This window comes from Streptomyces sp. IMTB 2501 (genome assembly GCF_001953885.1).
In the GTDB taxonomy this organism is placed as follows: Bacteria; Actinomycetota; Actinomycetes; order Streptomycetales; family Streptomycetaceae; genus Streptomyces.
The window spans coordinates 1-17,863 of record NZ_MQUS01000043.1 but is presented as its reverse complement, the minus strand read 5'-3'; the positions used below and the strand labels follow the sequence as shown (position 1 = coordinate 17,863).

At 72.7% G+C, this 17,863-nt stretch carries 15 protein-coding genes and 3 pseudogenes; 7 read left to right on the top strand and 11 right to left on the bottom strand.

Features of this window, described 5'->3' with window-relative positions:
• Positions 1 to 113: 113 nt before the first annotated feature.
• Complete coding sequence (locus AV521_RS41685) at positions 114 to 3,290, top strand: amidohydrolase family protein (protein WP_076096680.1); 3,177 nt, start codon at positions 114 to 116, stop codon at positions 3,288 to 3,290.
• A 19-nt stretch (positions 3,291 to 3,309) separates the two neighbouring features.
• Here the strand turns inward: AV521_RS41685 and AV521_RS41680 are convergent, their stop codons facing one another.
• The gene (locus tag AV521_RS41680) at positions 3,310 to 3,768 is read right to left on the bottom strand and encodes a DNA-binding protein (protein WP_076096678.1); all 459 of its coding nucleotides are present in this window, start codon (positions 3,766 to 3,768) and stop codon (positions 3,310 to 3,312) included.
• Between the two features lie 86 nt (positions 3,769 to 3,854).
• The gene (locus AV521_RS41675) at positions 3,855 to 5,342 is read right to left on the bottom strand and encodes a long-chain fatty acid--CoA ligase (protein WP_076096676.1); all 1,488 of its coding nucleotides are present in this window, start codon (positions 5,340 to 5,342) and stop codon (positions 3,855 to 3,857) included.
• A 161-nt stretch (positions 5,343 to 5,503) separates the two neighbouring features.
• Between AV521_RS41675 and AV521_RS41670 the strand changes: the two genes are divergently transcribed.
• Positions 5,504 to 6,670 (top strand): CdaR family transcriptional regulator, encoded by a 1,167-nt coding sequence (locus AV521_RS41670; RefSeq protein WP_256725929.1) that lies wholly within the window; start codon positions 5,504 to 5,506, stop codon positions 6,668 to 6,670.
• 24 nt (positions 6,671 to 6,694) lie between these two features.
• Here the strand turns inward: AV521_RS41670 and AV521_RS41665 are convergent, their stop codons facing one another.
• From AV521_RS41665 to AV521_RS41655, 3 genes are all read right to left on the bottom strand, one after another.
• Positions 6,695 to 7,438, bottom strand: a complete 744-nt coding sequence (locus AV521_RS41665; RefSeq protein WP_076096672.1) for a class I SAM-dependent methyltransferase — start codon at positions 7,436 to 7,438, stop codon at positions 6,695 to 6,697.
• 87 nt (positions 7,439 to 7,525) lie between these two features.
• Positions 7,526 to 8,110, bottom strand: a complete 585-nt coding sequence (locus tag AV521_RS41660; protein WP_218639412.1) for a DUF2332 domain-containing protein — start codon at positions 8,108 to 8,110, stop codon at positions 7,526 to 7,528.
• On the bottom strand, positions 8,038 to 9,015 hold the full coding sequence (locus tag AV521_RS41655) for a class I SAM-dependent methyltransferase (RefSeq protein ID WP_079249671.1): 978 nt from the start codon (positions 9,013 to 9,015) through the stop codon (positions 8,038 to 8,040). Before AV521_RS41655 ends, AV521_RS41660 begins: the two co-directional genes overlap by 73 nt.
• Before the next feature lie 109 nt (positions 9,016 to 9,124).
• Between AV521_RS41655 and AV521_RS41650 the strand changes: the two genes are divergently transcribed.
• Positions 9,125 to 10,120: a TIGR01777 family oxidoreductase gene (locus AV521_RS41650; protein WP_076096667.1), complete on the top strand. Its 996-nt coding sequence runs from the start codon at positions 9,125 to 9,127 to the stop codon at positions 10,118 to 10,120.
• Positions 10,121 to 10,180: 60 nt separating this feature from the next.
• On the opposite strand, the gene AV521_RS41645 is transcribed toward AV521_RS41650, so the two are convergent.
• The 5 genes and pseudogenes from AV521_RS41645 to AV521_RS49840 all read right to left on the bottom strand — a co-directional run.
• Positions 10,181 to 11,035, bottom strand: coding sequence for an L-tyrosine/L-tryptophan isonitrile synthase family protein (locus AV521_RS41645; RefSeq protein ID WP_076096742.1), 855 nt, complete (start codon positions 11,033 to 11,035; stop codon positions 10,181 to 10,183).
• 142 nt (positions 11,036 to 11,177) lie between these two features.
• Positions 11,178 to 11,614: pseudogene (locus AV521_RS41640) on the bottom strand (ABC transporter ATP-binding protein); the annotation flags it as partial.
• A complete protein-coding gene (locus tag AV521_RS41635; RefSeq protein WP_076096666.1) occupies positions 11,611 to 12,687 on the bottom strand; it encodes an iron ABC transporter permease in 1,077 nt (358 codons plus the stop codon). The gene AV521_RS41635 and the pseudogene AV521_RS41640, both read right to left, overlap by 4 nt.
• A pseudogene (locus AV521_RS41630) lies at positions 12,600 to 13,765 on the bottom strand (ABC transporter substrate-binding protein). Before AV521_RS41630 ends, AV521_RS41635 begins: the two are co-directional and overlap by 88 nt.
• A 246-nt stretch (positions 13,766 to 14,011) precedes the next feature.
• A pseudogene (locus AV521_RS49840) lies at positions 14,012 to 14,443 on the bottom strand (sigma-70 family RNA polymerase sigma factor); the annotation flags it as partial.
• 96 nt (positions 14,444 to 14,539) lie between these two features.
• Here AV521_RS49840 and AV521_RS41620 point away from each other — a divergent pair.
• Both AV521_RS41620 and AV521_RS41615 read left to right on the top strand, forming a co-directional pair.
• Positions 14,540 to 15,454 carry a TIGR01777 family oxidoreductase gene (locus AV521_RS41620; RefSeq protein ID WP_076096663.1) on the top strand — a complete coding sequence of 305 codons (915 nt, stop codon included), beginning with the start codon at positions 14,540 to 14,542 and terminating at the stop codon, positions 15,452 to 15,454.
• Between the two features lie 159 nt (positions 15,455 to 15,613).
• Positions 15,614 to 16,483, top strand: a complete 870-nt coding sequence (locus AV521_RS41615; RefSeq protein WP_076096661.1) for a class II glutamine amidotransferase — start codon at positions 15,614 to 15,616, stop codon at positions 16,481 to 16,483.
• Between the two features lie 60 nt (positions 16,484 to 16,543).
• Here AV521_RS41615 and AV521_RS49835 read toward each other — a convergent pair whose 3' ends face one another.
• The gene (locus tag AV521_RS49835; protein ID WP_179023798.1) at positions 16,544 to 16,699 is read right to left on the bottom strand and encodes a hypothetical protein; all 156 of its coding nucleotides are present in this window, start codon (positions 16,697 to 16,699) and stop codon (positions 16,544 to 16,546) included.
• A 48-nt stretch (positions 16,700 to 16,747) separates the two neighbouring features.
• Here AV521_RS49835 and AV521_RS41605 point away from each other — a divergent pair, with 48 nt between their 5' ends.
• Both AV521_RS41605 and AV521_RS41600 read left to right on the top strand, forming a co-directional pair.
• On the top strand, positions 16,748 to 17,326 hold the full coding sequence (locus AV521_RS41605; RefSeq protein ID WP_076096659.1) for a GNAT family N-acetyltransferase: 579 nt from the start codon (positions 16,748 to 16,750) through the stop codon (positions 17,324 to 17,326).
• 93 nt (positions 17,327 to 17,419) lie between these two features.
• A complete protein-coding gene (locus AV521_RS41600) occupies positions 17,420 to 17,653 on the top strand; it encodes a hypothetical protein (protein WP_256725928.1) in 234 nt (77 codons plus the stop codon).
• The last annotated feature ends 210 nt before the right edge of the window (positions 17,654 to 17,863 follow it).

Genomic DNA, 17,863 nt, shown 5'->3' with positions numbered 1-17,863 from the left:
GCGTTGCGCTGGTCGTGGGGCGGGGCAGCTGTGGCCGAAATTGCCTACTGGTGCGAGGGGTACCGCTGCCACTTCGCTGGGACAGAGACGGCAGGAAGAACAGGGGGAACGGGATGGACTTCGGCAGCGTCGACCGGCGTGGGTTTCTCGGGACGGCGGCGGCAGGGCTGGTGACCGCCGCGGCCTCGCGGGCGGCGGCAGTGGGGGTGCCGGTCGGGTCCGGTGAGCCGGACGGCCACGGCGGGCGGTTCCTCACCTACACCCGGACGACCGGGGGTTCGGTCACCGGCTCCCCGGGCGGCGGTGCGCTGATCGCCGAGGTGCAGGGGGTGCTGTGGCGGGTGCCGCGGGACGGGGGGACGGCCGTACAGGTGTCGGGCTGGGAGCTGGAGGCGACGCGTCCCGCCCTGTCCCCGGACGGGGAGACGCTGGCCGTGTGCGGGTATCGCGGGGGCGGCTTCCATCTGTGGACGCTGCGGCCCGACGGCGGCGGGCTGCGGCAGGTGACGGACGGGCCCTGGGACGACCGAGGGGTCGCCTGGTCACCGGACGGCACCCGGCTGGCCTTCTCCTCCGAACGCGGCGGCGACGCCACCGCCGGTTCCTCCTTCGGGCTGTGGGTGCTGGACCTGGCCGACGGCCGGCCGCGCCGGGTCACCGGCGGGGACCACGAGGACTTCGATCCGGCCTGGTCGGCGGACGGACGGTCACTGGTGTGCGTACGCGCCGCCCACACACCCGGCGGCGGCAACGACGGCGGACTGTCGCTGGTCCGGGTACCGGTCTCGGGCGGTCCGGCCGAGGTGCTGCGCACGGTGTCCTCGGGCCGGTTGGTGTGCCCGTCCGTGTCGCCCTCCGGGCGCATCGCGTATGTGCATCTGACCGGCGCGAGCACCCCCGGGGTTCCGGCGGACTCGGCGCGGCTGATGGTCGACGGCGAGGTCGTCACGGCGGACGAGGACCTGGCGGCCGCTCCGCCGCGCTGGCTGAGCGAGGACGAGCTGCTGTACGTCGGGGACGGCCGGATCCGGATCCGCTCGCTGGGCGGCTCCACGGTGCGGGAGGTGCCCTTCACCGCACGGATGCCGGTCCCCGATCCGTCCGGGCCGCGCCGACGGCGTCCGCTCACGCCCGAGCGCCCGGCCCCGGTACTCGGTCTGCACCGGCCCGCCCTGTCCCCCGACGGGCGCGGTGTGGCCTTCGTGGCGCTGAACGCCCTGTGGCTGATGCCGGTCGGAGGCACACCGCGCAAGCTGCTCCAGGCGGCCGACGTGCACTTGCTGCAGATGCCCGTGTGGGCGCCGGACGGGCGCAGCCTGCTGTACTGCACGGACCAGGACGGGCTGGTGGCCGTACGCCGTCACCACCTGGACAGCGGCGCCGACGAGCCGTTGGCCGACGGCGGGCGGCTGTATCCCGCGCTGTCCCCGGACGGCACCCGGCTGGCCTGCCAGGACGTGACCGGCAACCTGCTGGTGCGCACCCTGGCCACGGGCGCCGAGGAGCGACTGGCCCGGCCGCTGGCCACCGACGGGCCGCCCGGCGCGCCCACCTGGTCACCCGACGGCCGGTACGTGGCCTTCTGCGACCGCAACCGGCTCAACCAGCGCTTCCGAGAGGGATACAACCTCATCCGGGTCATCGACACCCGCACCGGCGGCGAACGCCGTCATCTGCCCGCCGAGCACCAGTCGTTGTCCGACCGGGTCGCCTCCGGACCCGTGTGGTCCCCCGACGGCCGCTGGATGGTACTGGTGGCCGAGTCGGCGCTGTGGCTGCTGCCGGTGACAGCGGACGGCACCCCGGCCGGTCCCGTACGCCGGCTCACCGACGAGCCGGCCGACCACCCCAGCTGGTCCGGTGACTCCGGCACGCTGCTCTACCTCTCCGACGGCCGCCTGCGCCGTCTCTCCCTCGCCACCGCCCGGACCCACACGCTCCCGCTCCGTCTGACCACCGGTCGCGCCGGGAGCGGCTCCCCCGAGCCGCTGCGGATCCACGCCGGCCAGCTGTGGGACGGCACCGGCGCGCCGCCGCGGCACGACGTCGACATCCTCGTCACCGGCAAACGGATCACCGCCGTCGAGCCGCACCGGGCCCGCCGCCCCGGACACCGCACCCTCGACGCCTCGGACCGCACCGTCGTCCCCGGTCTCTTCGACAGCCACACCCACCCGTATTCGGCCACCTACGGCGCCCGGCAGAGTCTCACCGCGCTCGCGTACGGCATCACGACCACGGCCTGTCTCGGCAGTCCGCTGTACGACGCGGTCCGGCTCCGGGAGGCGGCCGGTTCCGGGGAGTTGCTGGGCCCGCGGCAGCTCGCCTGTGCCGAACTCCTCGACGGGGCGCGCACCGCGTACAGCATGGGCCGCGCCCACCGCACCCGCGACGGCGTCCGGCGCACGCTCCGGCGCGCCGCCGCCCTGGACGTCGACTTCGTGAAGACCTATGTGCGGGCCCCGGGCGAGGTCATGGCCGAGGCCGCCGAGGTCGCCCGGGTGCTCGGCGTGCCCAGCGGCAGTCATCTGTGCGCGCCCGGCCGGGCGGCGGGCCAGAGTCTGACGACCCATCTGCAGGCCACCCAGCGCCTGGAGTTCGGGCATGCCACGACTCCGCTCGGCCGCATCGGCGAGGATCTGGTGCAGCAGTACGCCGACGGGGCCTTCGCGTTGATCATCACGCCGTTCACCGCGCAGATCCTGATCGCCTCCGATCCGCGGCTGGCCGACGATCCCCGCGTGACGCGCCTCATGCCGCCCTGGGACGTCGCCGTCGTACGCGACCACGCCCACACCAAGCCCACCGACGCCCAACAGCGCGCCCTCGCCACCGAGATGGCCGACTACCGGCGCCTCGTGGCCCACGGCGCCCGCATCGCCCTGGGCACCGACGCGCCGCTGGTCCCGGTGGGCCTCTCCCTGCATCTGGCGCTGCGGGCCCTGCACGCCCACGGCTTCACCCCCGCCGAGGCCCTGCACAGCGCGACCACCGTGCCGGCCCGCCTCTTCGGCCTCGACGCGGATCTCGGCACGGTGGAGGAGGGCAGGATCGCCGATCTGACGATCGTCGGCGGCGATCCCTTCTCCGACTTCGACACCCTCGTCGACATCCCGGTCGTGGTGCGCGAGGGAGTCCCGTACGAGCAGACCGACCTGACGTCCGCTCATGCCTCCGACGGGTCCGGCCGGTCCGGTGCGCACGAGCCCCCGCCCGGGATGACGTGGCTCAAGGTGGCCGATCACCTCCGCCGGGGATCGTGCTGCCACCTCGGCACGGACGCCGGATAGAACGGCGGACAGGACGGCGTCAGCCGGTCCCGGTCTCGGCGTCCTCGTCGTCGGCTGCGGTCCGGCTGGCGAGTCGTTCGTAGCGCTGGCGGGCGGCCTGGGGGGTGCCGAGGCCGAGGCCGAAGGCGATGTCGGGCCAGGTCATGCCCCGGCCCCGCGCCATCTGCAGCAGCCCGGCCTCCAGTTCGTCCATCTCCGCCCGCATCAGCGGTACGAGACTCAGCGCGGCCGTGATGTCGGCCTGGTCCACCTCCGGTTCGCCGTCCTCCCGCAGCGTGGCCCCACTGAGCAGGAACGACACGAGCCGGACGGCCTCGTGCGGGGCGAGGAACGACGGGTTCGTCTGCCGGCGCCGCAGTTCGTCCGTGGCGGCGTGCCGCTCGGCGATGCGCACCAGCGAGGCGTACACCCGCTGGGCGCGCGCCTGTTCCGGATGAGGGGGTGTGAAGGGGTCGGTGTGGTCAGCTGTCGATGACATGAGACCCAGACTGCGACCACACACGATATGACGTCAACTGATTATTGTGAACGATCCGTTCATCCACTCCGTTGGTTCACCGCGCCTCAGGACAGCGGCGCGGTGATCTCCCGCTTGAGGATCTTTCCGCTCGGGCCCATCGGCAGCGCGTCCGTCAGCCAGAGGCGGCGCGGGTACTTGTAGGCGGCGACCCGGTCCCGGACGAACTGCTGGAGCTCCTCGGTGTCCGCCGCGGCTCCCGGGCGCAGGACGACCGCGGCCGCCACCTCCTCGCCGAGCCGGTCGTCGGGCACGCCGAGGACCGCGGCGAGGGCGACGGCGGGATGCTCGTGCAGCACCTCCTCGATCTCGCGCGGGTAGACGTTGTAGCCGCCGCGGATGATGAGGTCCTTCTTCCGGTCGACGATGTACAGATAGCCGTCCTCGTCCTGGCGCGCCATGTCGCCGGTGCGCAGCCAGCCGTCCGGGATCGTGGCGGCCGTCTCCTCGGGGCGGTGCCAGTACTCCTTCATCAAGTTGGGCCCGCGCACGGCGAGTTCACCGACCTCGCCCGGTGCGACATCCCTGCCGGTGTCGTCGAGCAGCCGGACCTCGACGTCGCGGATGGGGGTGCCGACGGAGCCGGGTCTGCGCGGGCGGTCGGGGTGGTTGAAGGAGACGACCGGGCTGGTCTCGGACATGCCGAAGCCTTCCAGGACCATGCAGCCGAAGCGCCGCTCGAACCCGTGCAGGACCTCCACCGGCAGGGAGGCGCCGCCCGAGATGCACAGGCGGAGGCTGGACACGTCACCGGCGCCCGGGTGCTGGAGGAGCGCGGCGTACATGGTGGGGACGCCCTCGAAGACGGTGGCCCTGTCCCGGGCGATGGCGTCGAGCACCGCGCCCGGCTCGAAGCGGGGGACGAGGGTGAGGGACGCCCCGCAGTGGACGGCGACGTTCATGGTGCAGGTCTGCCCGAAGATGTGGAAGAGCGGCAGACAGCCGACGATCACGTCGTCGGAGGTCAGCCGCTGGACCTCGGTGACGTTGACCTCGGTGTTGTGGCGGATCCCGGCGTGAGTGAGCGCGGCGCCCTTGGGACGGCCGGTGGTGCCCGAGGTGTAGAGCAGTACGGCGATGTCGTCCGCGGCTGCGGCGGTCACCTCGAACTGCGGTTCAAGACGCGCCAGTTCGGCGGCGAGGGCGGCCGGTTCCACCGCCAGATGCCGTACTCCGGCGGCGGCCGCGCCCGCGGCGCCCTCGCCGGGCGCCTGATGCCACTCGAAGAGCAGCACGGCGCCGGAGTCCCGCAGGTGGTACTCGGTCTCGCGCTCCTTGAGCAGCGGGTTCATCGGCACCACGATGCCGCCGGCGCGCAGCACGCCGTAGTACAGGACGACGAACTCGGGGACGTTCGGGAGCATGAGGGCGACCCGGTCGCCGGTGCGCAGGCCCTCGGTGCGCAGCAGCGCCGCGGCCTGGGCGGTCAGCCGGTCCAGTTCGGCATAGGTGGTGGTCGCCGTGCCGAGCCGCAGCGCCGGGCGCCCGGGCAGCCGTCGCGCCGTCTCCACCAGGAATTCCGCCAGATTGGCCATGTATGCCTCCTCGCACGCATGCTCTCGCCGCGCTCACGGGTCCCGCCGCAGGCGCTCAGGGCATGGTCGCGTGCACACTGGCGGGGGTCCATGGTGGCGCCGACAGTTCACCCCTGCCGGCGTTGTCCCCAGGGACAAAACAAGCGCCGTAAGCTGGGGGTATGAGTCTGTCGAATGTGGGCGCGGCCCTGCGTACGCGCCTTCCGGAGCTGGGTGAGCGGATGACCGAACGCATCCGTGCGGAGGTCGAGTCGTACGCGGACGACTCGCTCATCCCCTTCGCGTCGCTGAGGGACTCCTGCACGGACAACGCCGATCTGCTCCTGGGACGCTTCGCCTACGGCGCCGAACCCGACGTGGGAGCCGCTCAGCAGACCGGGCGGCTCCGCGCCGTGCAGGGCGTTCCGCTCGCGGACACCCTGCACGCCTACCGGGTGGGGTTCGAGCTGCTCTGGTCGGAGATGGTCGACGAGGCGCGCAGGCATCCGGAGGTGACGGACGCCGAGCTGGTGGCCGGCTCCTCGGAGATCTGGGCCCTGTTCGGCCGGTACGCGGAGGCGGTGGCGGCCGCCTATCGCGAGGCGAGCGCGGAGCTGGCACTGCAGCGCGAGGCCCGCCGCTCGGCGCTGGCCGAGGCCCTCTTCACGGGCGCCCTCGCGGACCGTACGACGCCGTGGGAGGCGGCCCGGCAGCTCGGTCTGCCGGAGCGCGGCCCGTATGCGGTGGTGGCGGCGTCGGTGCCGGATCCCGGCCAGGAGCCACTGCCCGGCATCGAGGCGGCGCTGCGCCGCAATGGGGTGGCGTCGGTGTGGCGGCTGCTGCCGGACCAGCAGATCGGCCTGGTCTCGCTCGGGCACCGGGACGCGGAGACGGTGAGCCTGCGGGCGCTGCGCCGCCGGCGCGCCCGGGTGGGCGTCAGCCCGCGGTTCGACTCGCTGCGGGACACCCCGCAGGCGCTGCGGTTCGCCCGGCTGGCGCTGGCCGGGCTGCCCGGCGAGGCGCCGGGTGTGACCCGGTTCGACGACAGCCCGCTGGCGATGCTGGTCGCGGCGGCCCCGGCGGAGGCGAGCCGGCTGGTCGAGGTGTCCCTCGGGCCGGTTCTCGCACTGCCCGCGGCGGAGCGCGCCCGGCTGCTGCAGACCCTGGGGCACTGGTTCGCCTCGGGCGGGGTGGCCGCCGAGGCCGCGGAGCGGCTCTTCGTCCATCCCAACACCGTGCGCTACCGGCTGCGCCGTATCGAGGAGGTGACCGGACGCGCGCTCACCGACCCGGTCGCCCTGGCCGACCTGGGGGCGGCGTTGTACGCGCTGCGCCGGCTGCCTTCCTGAGCGGCCGGAGGTCTCTCTCCTCGGCTACGGCGCCGTCGGCAGCCGGTACACCGAGACATGGGAGCGGGACTCGGCGGTGAACTCGGCACCCGCCCAGTCCGCGTGCCTGGACTCCCGCTCGAATCCGGCCAGTTGGGCCATGAGATCGAGTTCGGAGGGCCAGATGTAGCGGTGGGGGCTGCGGTACAGCCGGGCCTCCTCGGTGCCGTCGAAGTGGAAGTGGTGGGATACGACACGCTGGTTGAGGACGTCGTAGGTGTCCAGGCCGATGTACTCGGCGTCGGAGTGCCACACGGTGGCCGACGTGCCCGGGGGCAGCGTGCGCAGCTCGGGCACCCACAGCTCGATCACGAACCGGCCGCCGGGTGCGAGGTGGCGGGCGGCGTTGCGGAAGCACTCGACCTGCTCGGCCTGCGTGAGGAGGTTGGAGATCGTGTTGTAGACGAGGTAGACGAGGCGGTACGTCCCCGGGGCGACGGTGGTCGCCATGTCGCCCATGACCACGGGGATCGCGGCTTCACCGGCCTTGGTCCGCAGTTGCTCGACCATCGGCCCGGACAGCTCGACACCGGTGACGGGCACCCCTCGCCCGGCGAGCGGGACGGCGACCCGGCCGGTCCCGATCGCGAACTCCAGCGCCGCTCCGCCGTCCGCCAGCTCGGCGAGGCGCTCCACCGTGGGCGCCAGCACCTCGGGGGCGAACATGCCGGTGCCGGGCGTGTCGTAGCGCCGGGCGACGGCGGCGTCCCAGATGTTCTCCTGCTGCATTGCATCAACGCTGGTCGCCGACAAGGGAGTTGTCCAGTCAATAACCGCCCGGTACCCCGGCCTCCCTGGCGCCATTGACACCAGGGGTCAGTCCTCTACCGTGGTTCCACGCACGGCATGTCGCACGTCATCCGCGTCGGTCACGTCGACCGGATCGAGGTCGACGCCGACCCGGGCGACGACCTCGGGCATCGCCCGCGTCGGGACGGGCCGGTCTCCCGCGATCGAGGACGACAGCTGGACGGGAGATGACGGGTCGCCCAGCGCTTGTCCGTTGCTGTACGTGATGCCGACGCGGTCGACGTTGAGATTCAGCCCAGCCGAACAGCCCACGTCGATCAGCCCCACCGTATGCGCGCCCACCCGGCGCGCCGCCTCGGCGACGGCCGGATACAGCACGGCGCAGCGTCCGGTCTCGCTGGTCCGCGCCTGCCGGCGCACGGCGACGGCCACGACCGAGTCGGTCATGCGCAGCAGCGTGTCGAGCGCCGGTGCGCGTCCGGAGAGGGCCAGGTCGTGCAACGCGGCGAGGATCACCGTGGGGTGCCGTTTGCGCGCCGGCGCCGCCTCGATGACGCGCAGCGCCTCGTCGGACTCGCTCAGGGCGACGGCGACGCGCTCGTACAGCGGCGATGTTCCGGCGGCGTCGACCTCACCGAAGTGCCGGTACACCTGAGCGAGTGTGCGGGCCCTGCCCACGGGTGCGGCTCCCTCAAGAACGGCGAACGTTCTGATCCGACAGGACTCCAGCCGGGCCAGACGAACACCTCGGTGCTGGGCGCCCGTTCGGAGAACAGGACCACCGGTGAGGCCTGCGCGAGCAGGCGGCGCAGGTCTGTCTCGAAGGCCTCACGGTGGGGGCCGAACAGGTGGGGAGCCGAGTACGACATCGAGAAGGTCCACGCCACCATGTCGTCCACCGTGCGCCGCAGTTCCTGTCCGGCGGGGACGACATACCGCTGCGGCCCCTGGAAGCCCGCGTCGGCCAGGATCGCCGCCTCTCCGCCGGCCGTCCCCTGCGGCAGCAGCCCCCGTCCGGCGCGGCGGACCGGCCCCAGGTAGCGCTCGACCAGTTCCTGGATGTCCCGGTAGGGCACCGCCGGGTACGGCAGTCCGTCGACCGTGCGGGACTCGTTCTTCAGATCCGACAGGTGCACCAGCACCCCACCCGGACGCAGCATGCCGCGCACGGTCTTCGCCACCCGCTCACGGTCCGTCCAGTGGAATGACTGGGCGAACACCGCCACGTCGAACCGCCCGAGACCGGCCGGGAGTTCCTCGGCACGCATCCGCACCCAGTGCGTCCTGCCGCCGAGCCCCGCGGCGGTGGACCGACTCGCCGCTTCGGCGATCATCCCGGCATCCGGGTCGACCCCGACGACCTCCCGGAACAGTGGCGCCAGCGGGACACCGACCGTCCCCGGCCCACAGCCCACGTCGAGCAGCCGCCCCTGCCCGTCGGCTGCCAACACCTCGGCGAGCAGCGGCACCAGCCCCGGGGCGTAGGGCAGTCGGCCCCGCTCGTAGTAGGGAGCCGTGCCCTCGAAGAGGGTCTCGTCCCACTGCCAGTCGCTCATCGCGGATCCGTGTCCTTTCACGGGGTCGAAGACGCCTCTGGAAATCCTCCCACTTTTGAACGCGTTCAAATCTAAGGCTACGCTGTGCGCACCGAACCGAGGGGGATCGATGAAGGTAGTTCTGCCCGGGGGAACCGGTCAGGTCGGCACGGTTCTTGACCGTGCGCTGACGCATGCCGGTCATGAGGTCACTGTGCTGACCCGGCATCCAGTGCGGGCGCGGGAGGTCGGCTGGGACGGGGCCACGCTCGGTCGCTGGGCCGAGGTGGTCGACGGCAGCGATGTCGTGATCAACCTGGCCGGACGCAGTGTGTCCTGCCGCTACACCGCCGAGAATCTGCGGGCCATGATGGATTCTCGGGTGGACTCGGCACGGGTGGTCGGCGAGGCGATCGCCGCCGCCGCGCGCCCACCGCGGGTGTGGCTGCAGATGAGTACGGCGACGATCTACGCCCACCGCTTCGATGCCGCGAACGACGAGGCGACGGGGGTGATCGGCGGCTCGGAGACCGGAGTTCCGGACTACTGGGCCTACAGCGTTGACATCGCGAAGAACTGGGAACGGGCGCAGGCCGAGGCGTCGACGCCGAAGACGCGGAAGGTGGCGCTGCGCTCGGCGATGGTGATGAGCCCGGACCGGGGCGGGGTGTTCGACGTCCTGCTGGGCCTGACCCGGCTGGGCCTGGGCGGGCCGGTCGCAGGCGGTGCGCAGTACGTCTCCTGGATCCACGACGAGGACTTCGTACGTGCGGTGGAGTTCCTGATCGACCGGGACGACATCGACGGGCCGGTGAACCTCGCCTCGCCCGGCCCGCTCCCCCAGCGGGACTTCATGCGGGCGCTGCGCGCGGCCCGAGGCGTTCCCGTGGGGCTGCCGGCGACGCGGTGGATGGCGGAGCTGGGCGCGTTGGCGCTGCGCTCGGACACGGAGTTGCTGCTCAAGAGCCGCCGGGTGGTACCGGGTCGGCTGCGGGAGGCCGGGTTCGGCTTCAGGTACCGCACCTGGCAGCCGGCCGCCCTGGACCTCGTACAGCGGGCCTGGTTGTCCCGTGCGGGCCGCTGCGGTCTTGTGGCAGCGGAAGCGGCGTCCGGGCGGCGGGCCTGAGCCGGGCGGAGCCCTCCAGTTTCGCCCGTTTGGGTCCGCCGGCCCCCGCTCCCGGCCGGTTCACCCCTGACGGAAGTGGCTCGGCCTGCCGTCGGCCGTCACCAGCCGACCCAGCTGTGCGGCTCTGGCGCGCGGCATCAGTGTCCAGGTTCCGTCCGCGCGCTGCAGGGCAGCCGAGTGCCAGGGGGTGGTCCAGGCATCCGGTGCGTCCAGGAGACGGATGCCGAACTTCGCGGCGCCGATCGGCTGGGGGTGGATGGACAGCCGTACGGCCGCCGGATGGTGCTCGGCGATCAGGGCGCCCCAGGCGCGGCTGCGCTGCAGGACGCCGTACGCCCGCTGCCGGCACGCGCGTTGGAGGGCGGAGCGGGTGCCCGGGAGGTCGGCGGTGTCCTCGACGCTGGGGGCGTGGTGCCGGTGGATGTGGGCGCGTTTCCTGTCGTACGGCAGATCGCCCAGCACGTCGCGCAGGTCGAAGACGGACAGACTGGTGAGGCCCAGGCCGGTGATGAGGCCGCGCAGTTCGTCGGCGTAGGCGTCGATGTGAGGGTCGGGGACGTGGATGACGTCGCCGAAGACGTGTCCGTCGGAGCAGATGACGATGCGGGCGCCGGGCGGGTGGATGCGCTCGATGTCGGTGCAGAGCCGGTGCAGGAAGCCGAGCGAGAGTCGTTCGCCCTGGTCGGGCAGGTGACCCAGCACCTTGGCCGGGTTGGGGGACTTGCAGGGGAAGCCGGGGAGGGTGAAGACAACCGGGGCGCCGCGGCGTACGAAGTCGGCGATGCGGCGCAGCTGGTGCGGGAACGCCGTCAGGGGTGCGGGGGCCGCCGGTTCGGCCGTGCGGTGGTGGGGCAGGAGCAGGCCCAGGATGGCGGCGCTCGTGCTCGTGATGTGTGTGTCCGGCGCGGTCGCCAGTGGCCTACGGGCCTCCGGGGAGCGTGCAGATGTGTGTGCAGGGGCACAGCGGCCCCGGGCCGGGACCTCGTCAGAGGCGGCGGTCGTAGCCGGCCGGCAGGTGAGGGGTACCGCGGCCGAGGACCGCCGGGATCCACTCGAGTTGGCGTTCGCCGCCGGAGAGGGCGGTGAAGCGGCGTCCGGCCTGCCCGTCCATGCCGACGTCGGCGAGCGCGCGGGCGACGACGTCCCGGTCGGTGGCGTCCTCGCCCGCGAACGCCCGCTTGTACGGTGTGCGCCCCATGGCGACCACTTCACGCACCGTCAGTTCGAAGTCGCTGCCGCGCTCTTGGGGCAGCGCGGCGACATGCCGGACGGAACGGGCCGGAGACAGCTCGCGGAGGTCGGTCCCGGCCAGCAGGACCCGGCCTGCGGCCGGTCTCAGGTGCCGGTACACCGTGCGCAGCAGGGTGGACTTGCCGCTGCCGTTCGGGCCGACGAGGCCCGTGATCTCGCCCTCGGCCGCCACCAGATGCGCGCGCCCGCCACGACCGTACGGCCCGCGTACGCCACCCACAGGTCCTCGATCTCGATCCTCAACTGTCGCTCCCCAGGCGCCGGTCCGGCAGATACAGCAGCGCCGGAGCTCCGAGCAGGGAGGTAACCACCCCGACCGGCAGCTCCTGCGTCTCCATGGCCGTACGGCAGACGATGTCGACCACCACGAGCAGCACGGCACCGGCCGGCGCCGAGACGGGCAGCAGCCGCCGGTGGTCGCCGCCGACCAGCAGCCGGCAGACGTGCGGCACCATCAGCGCGACGAACGCGATCGCCCCGGAGACGGCGACCAGGACGCCGGTGAGCACGCTGGTCACCGCGAACAGTTCGCGGCGCAGCCGGCCGACGTCGACGCCGAGGCCAGCCGCCGTCTCGTCGCCCATCAGCAGGGCGTTCAGGCCACGGGCGCGGGCCTGCAGGCAGAGCCAGGCGCCGGGGACGGCGACGGCCGGGACCGCGAGGAGGTCCCAGTTCGCCCCGCCGAGGCTGCCCATGAGCCAGAACAGCACGCTGTGGGTCTGCTGTTCGTCCCCGGCCCGCAGCACCAGACAGCTGGTGAAGCCGGACAGGAACTGGCCGATGGCGACCCCGGCCAGCACCAGGCGCAGCGCCGCGAACCCGCCGCGCCGGGCGGCCACCGCCCACACCAGGGCATAAGTGGCCAGCGCTCCGGCGAAGGCCGCTGCGGACAGGCCGAGGCCCAGTGCGCCACCGGTGCCGAGGCCGAGCACGAGGGCCGCGACGGCGCCGAGCGAGGCGCCGTTGGAGACGCCCAGCAGGCAGGGATCGGCGAGCGGATTGCGCACCAGCGCCTGCACCGCCGTACCCGCGAGGCCGAGGCCCGCGCCGACGGGCGCGGCGAGCAGGGCGCGGGGCACACGGAGCTGCCAGACGATCAGGTCGTCGGTGCCGGGACGGGGTGCGTCACCGGACAGTCTGCGGCCGATCACGTGCCACACCTCGGCGGGCGGGACGGACGTAGACCCCGAGGCCACGGCCGCCATGAGGGCCACGAGCAGGACGACAGTCAGGACCAGCAGCAACGGCCCGGCGGGCAGTGTTCGCGCGCCGTCGGCGGCGGCCGCGTCCTCGCGCTGTGACAGAGCGGGGCGCACGGCTGGTCGACCTTGCCGGGGTGGAGGGTGCGGGCGATCTCCCGGACGGTGTCGGCGTTCTCGACGCCGGCGATGGTGGTCCGCTCGGATCCGATCCGCAGGAACTGACCTTCCCTGACGGCCTTGAGACCCTTGGTGGCCGGCGTGGCCTTGAGCCACTGTTCGGCCTCGTCGAACGCCTTCTCGTTCGCCGCGGCGCTGCCCCGGTCGCGCACACCGAGCTGGATCCAGTCGGGGTTCTTGGCGATGACGTCCTCCCAGCCGGCCTGCCGGTAGTCACCGGCGCAGTCGGCGAAGACGTTGCGGGCGCCCGCGAGGTTGATCACGGCGTTGGCGATCTGTCGGTCGCAGACGACGGTGGGCTGCTTGGTACCGGCGTCGTAGTCGAAGAAGAAGTACGTCGGACGGGCGCTGCGCGCGGCACCGCCGATCGCCTTCCGCACCGCGTCGGCCTTCTTCCGCATCCCGGCGACGAGTTCCCTGGCCCGCGCGCTCGTGCCGGTGACCGCGCCGAGGGCGGTGATGTCCGACTCGACGCCCGACAGGTCGGTGACCCGCTTCTTGCTCCGCGCGGCACAGGCGGTGGACTTCAGGTAGACGTGCTTGATGCCGGCCGCCTTGAACTCGTCCTCGGTCGGCGCGTCGCCCATCCCGCCGCCGCCCATGCCGCCCATGCCGCCCATGCCGCCCATCGCGGCGAACGTGTCGAGGTAGAGGTCGGCGCCGGAGCCGAGCAGCTTCTCCTTCGGGATGACGCTCCGGCTGAGCACCGTGACCTTCCGGGCCTGCGCGTCGAGGGCGCCCGGCAGCGTGCCCTTGCCGGGCGGGAACCCGGTGCCGATCACCGGTCCCCCGCACCCAGGCGCAACAGCAGCTCCAGGCCCGCGGCATTGCTGGTGACGATCCTCTTCGAGGCCTTGGCAAAGGTGGTCGCTGCGCCGGCGCAGTCGGTCACGGTCACCGGGTGGGCACCGGATCCGGCCGTCCCCGGGCTGTCGTCCGCGGCGTCCTCCTTCGCACCGCCGCCGCAGCCCGTCACCAGCAGGGCACCCAGTACGACGCCGTCGTACCGCCCCACACACCAGAACGCATCGCACAACTCCCGGATCCACTCGGTACACGGGTGAACCTCCGTCACCCGGTCCAGTAGTGGGGGCGGACGTGCCGGGAGTTCCCGGGCGCTGGTGATCCGGCTCGGAGGGTGGCGCCGGTCGCGTACGACGGGCGTCGCGTGCCGACGGGCGTCACCCTCCGGACGGCTCAGGCCGCCGGCGGCGGGCCGCTCCTCCCCCACTGCCCAAAGGGCGTGGGAGGTGTCCCCACCGTCGAGCAGGTCCATCAACGTCGCCCGGGCCCGGGCCACTCGGGAGCGGACCGTGCCGATGGGACAGGCGCTGACCTCGGCGGCCTCCGCATAGGGCAGGCCGAGCAACTGGGTGAGGACGAACGCCTCCCGGCGCTCGTCCGGCAGACAGGCCAGCAGGTCCAGCAGGGCGACGCCGTCGTCGAATCCGGGCAGGCCCCGCGGCTGGGCCGACTCCACCGCCAGCTGCCAGTCGGGGACGTCGGACAGGCGGGGCCGTGCGGCGGCGTGCCGGTAGCTGTCGATCACCGCGCGGCGTGCGATGGACAGCAGCCAGGCGCGCGCCGAGGAGCGGCCCTCGAAGCGGTGCAGGCTGCTGACGGCGCGCAGGAAGGTGTCCTGCGCGAGGTCGTCGACGGCCTGGGGATCGGTGCAGAGGTGGGCGACATAGCGCGGGGCCTTTACTTGAACTTACAAGCACTGCGTGTATCGTGCGCGCATGATTCAAATTTGAATCAGCTACGGCACGAAGCTCCTCGGGAGGACGCGATGCGCGTCGCGATCACCGGGTCCACCGGACTCATCGGCTCCGCCCTCACCCGCTCTCTCCTCACGGACGGCCACCAGGTCGTCCGCCTCGTCCGCGACCGGTCCGCCACCGTTCCTCGCGACGGCGGCGCGTCCGCGCACTGGGACCCGGTCGCGGGCCGGGTCGCGCCCGGCGCGCTGGACGGCGTCGACGCCGTCGTCCACCTCGCCGGCGCGGGAGTCGGCGACAGGCGGTGGACCGCCGCCTACAAGCAGGAGATCCACGACAGCCGGGTACGGGGCACCGACGCGATCGCGCGGGCCTGCGCCGCCTTGGCCGACCCGCCGCGGGTCCTGGTGTCCGCGTCCGCGACCGGCTACTACGGCGACACCGGCGAACGGACCGTCGACGAGAGCGAGTCCGCCGGGCACGACTTCCTGTCCCGCGTCTGTGTCGACTGGGAGGCGGCGGCCGACCCGGCCCGGCAGGCCGGTATCCGGGTGGTGCACCCGCGCACCGGCCTGGTCGTGTCCGCCGGGGGAGGCGCCTTCGGGCGTCTCTTCCCGCTGTTCCGCCTGGGCCTGGGCGGCCGGCTCGGCTCCGGTGACCAGTACTGGCCGTTCATCTCGCTGACGGACCACATCGCGGCCCTCCGCTTCGCCCTCGACACCGAGGATCTCTCCGGGCCCGTCAACTTCACGGCCCCCGAGCCGCTCAGCAACCGCGAGGTGACCCGGGCGCTGAGCCGCGCCCTGCACCGCCCGGCGTTCGCCGCCGTGCCCGGCTTCGCCCTGCGTGCGGCGCTCGGCGAGTTCGCCGCGAGCATCACGTGCAGCGCACGCGTCGTACCGGCCGCCCTGCACAAGGCGGGGTTCGCCTTCGCCCACCCGACGATCGACGGAGCACTCGACTCGGTGCTGCGACCGGCCGGTTGAGAAGGTCCGTGGCGGGGCCGGATGCCGTACCCGGCTCCGGGTGCGCGGCCGGATGCCGTCGGTTGCGCCGGGTGCGGGAACGGGCGTCGCGCGGGACGATGGTCGTCCGGGTGCCCGGGGACGGGGCCCGCCCGGAAGACGGGTGACGAGGAGGTTGCCGTGTGCCGGCTGTTCGGGCTGATCAGCTCCCCGCTCCGCACGCACGCCACGTTCTGGCTGCTGGACGCCCCCGACAGTCTCAGCGCGCAGAGCCACCGCGAACCCGACGGCACCGGGCTCGGGTACTACGACGCGGACGGCACACCGGAGGTGCACAAGGCTCCGATCGCGGCCTACGAGGACCGCGCCTTCGCCCAGGAGTCCCGCGAGGTGGAGTCGGCCACCTTCCTCGCGCACATCCGGTACGCGTCCACCGGCGGCCTGGAACTGCGCAACACGCACCCCTTCGAGCAGCACGGGCGCCTGTTCGCGCACAACGGTGTGATCGAGGGGCTGGAGGCGCTCGACCGCCATCTGGGCGAGGACGGCTCGCTGGTGCGCGGCGACACCGACTCCGAGCGCTTCTTCGCGCTGGCGACGCGGGAGACCGCGGCGCACGGTGGGGACGTGTCGGCCGGCCTCGTCGCCGCGGCGCGGTGGGTCGCCGCGAACCTGCCCCTGTACGCCCTGAACGTCATCCTCGTCACCACTCGGGAGCTGTGGGCCCTGCGCTATCCCGCCACCCATGAGCTGTATGTGCTGCGGCGACCTGCCGGAGGCCACCAGGGATCGCGGCATCTGGACCACACCGGCCGGGGCGGTCGGCTGCGCGTGCGCTCGGCGCATCTGGGCGATGTTCCGTCCGTCATCGTGGCCAGCGAGCGCATGGACGAGAGCCCGCACTGGCAGCTCATGGAGCCCGGCGAACTGCTCCATGTGGGCCCCGAGCTCGGGGTGACCTCCCGCATCGTCCTGCCCTATCCGCCGGCCCACCTGCTCACCCTGTCCGATCTGCGCCCCGAGGCGGCGGCCTCCCAGCGGCCCGCGTAGACACGCCGCCGACTCCCGCTCACGGGCGACCACAAAGCTGCTGCCGAGGATGCCGAGCCGTCAGCCCCACCTCAATCCCCGTACGTGCGCGAACAGTTCCTCGTTCGGTGCGCCGAGGTCCTCGGCCCACAGGCCGGCCGTGAAGGACTCGACCCGGGGAGCTTCGAGGCCGAGCCGGGCGCCGACGCGTTCCCGCCGATGTCGAGAATCACGCAACGGGCTGCCATACGCGGCCCCTTCCAGCGCTCTTTGTAGGGTCGAGCCATGAGGACGACGGGAGACGACGCGGCGGTTCCCGGCGAGGCTGGGACCGTCGCCTACCGGCCCGCACGGGCCGAGGACTTCGCGGCCATCACGGAGATCGACGGGTCCTTCACCACGGACTCGGTGTTCGAAGTGACCGCGGCGGACGGGATGTTCACGATCCGGCAGACCGCGCTGGACACACCCCTCCACAAGACCTTCCCGGATGAACCCGAAGATGACGACGACGGCGACGCGGAGCCGACGCATACGGTGGTCGCCGTCTCCGGCGACGAGCTGTGCGGGTTCCTCCAGGCCTCGTTCGCGCCCTGGAACGCGCGCGTGACCATCCGCGACATCGAGGTGGCACCGCCGTGGCGGGGCAGGGGCATCGGATCGGGCCTGATGCGGCACGCCTTCGACTTCGCGCGGGAGCACGGGGCCGTTCATGTGTGGCTGGAGGTCAGCAACATCAACGCTCCCGCCGTCCGCGCCTATCTGCGCATGGGCTTCGGCTTCTGCGGGCTGGACACCACGCTCTACGACGGCACGGAGTCGGCGGGCGAACGGGCACTCTTCATGTCCCGCCGGGTGGACTGACAGGCGGCCGACGACGGCAGCGCCCCGAGGCCGGACGTACCAGTGACCTGACTCACGGCCTCGAATACTTGCGCAACCCTTAAAATATCGGCCGTGGAGACTACCGAAGTGAGGGGCTGGGAGACCGCCGTGCTCGACGGAGGACCGGCGCAAGGGCTGCGGTTGAAGGTCTCCGACCGGCCGCGCGTGATCCAGGTGACATACCCCTGCCGGATCGAGGCCGCACCGCCCGGCGGCGTGCGCGCCGACGCGGTGTACCTGTACCGCAGGGACTACACCGTCACCACCGAGCCCCTGCGGTACGGCTTCGACGTCGCCAGCCCCTGACGCGTGGGCCGCTGCCTCCGACCGCGGGAGCAGCCGTGTGAAGCATCGCGCCCGCCCCACCCTCGTGCGCGGCTCTGCGCAACCGCACGACCGGCGTACCCGGTCAGGCGTCGGAGTCGGGTTTGCCGCGTGCTGCCGCGTAGGCCTGGGAGGGGGTCATGGAGATGCCGTTGAGGTTGACCGTCTTGTAGGGGCTGACCTTGGCGCAGG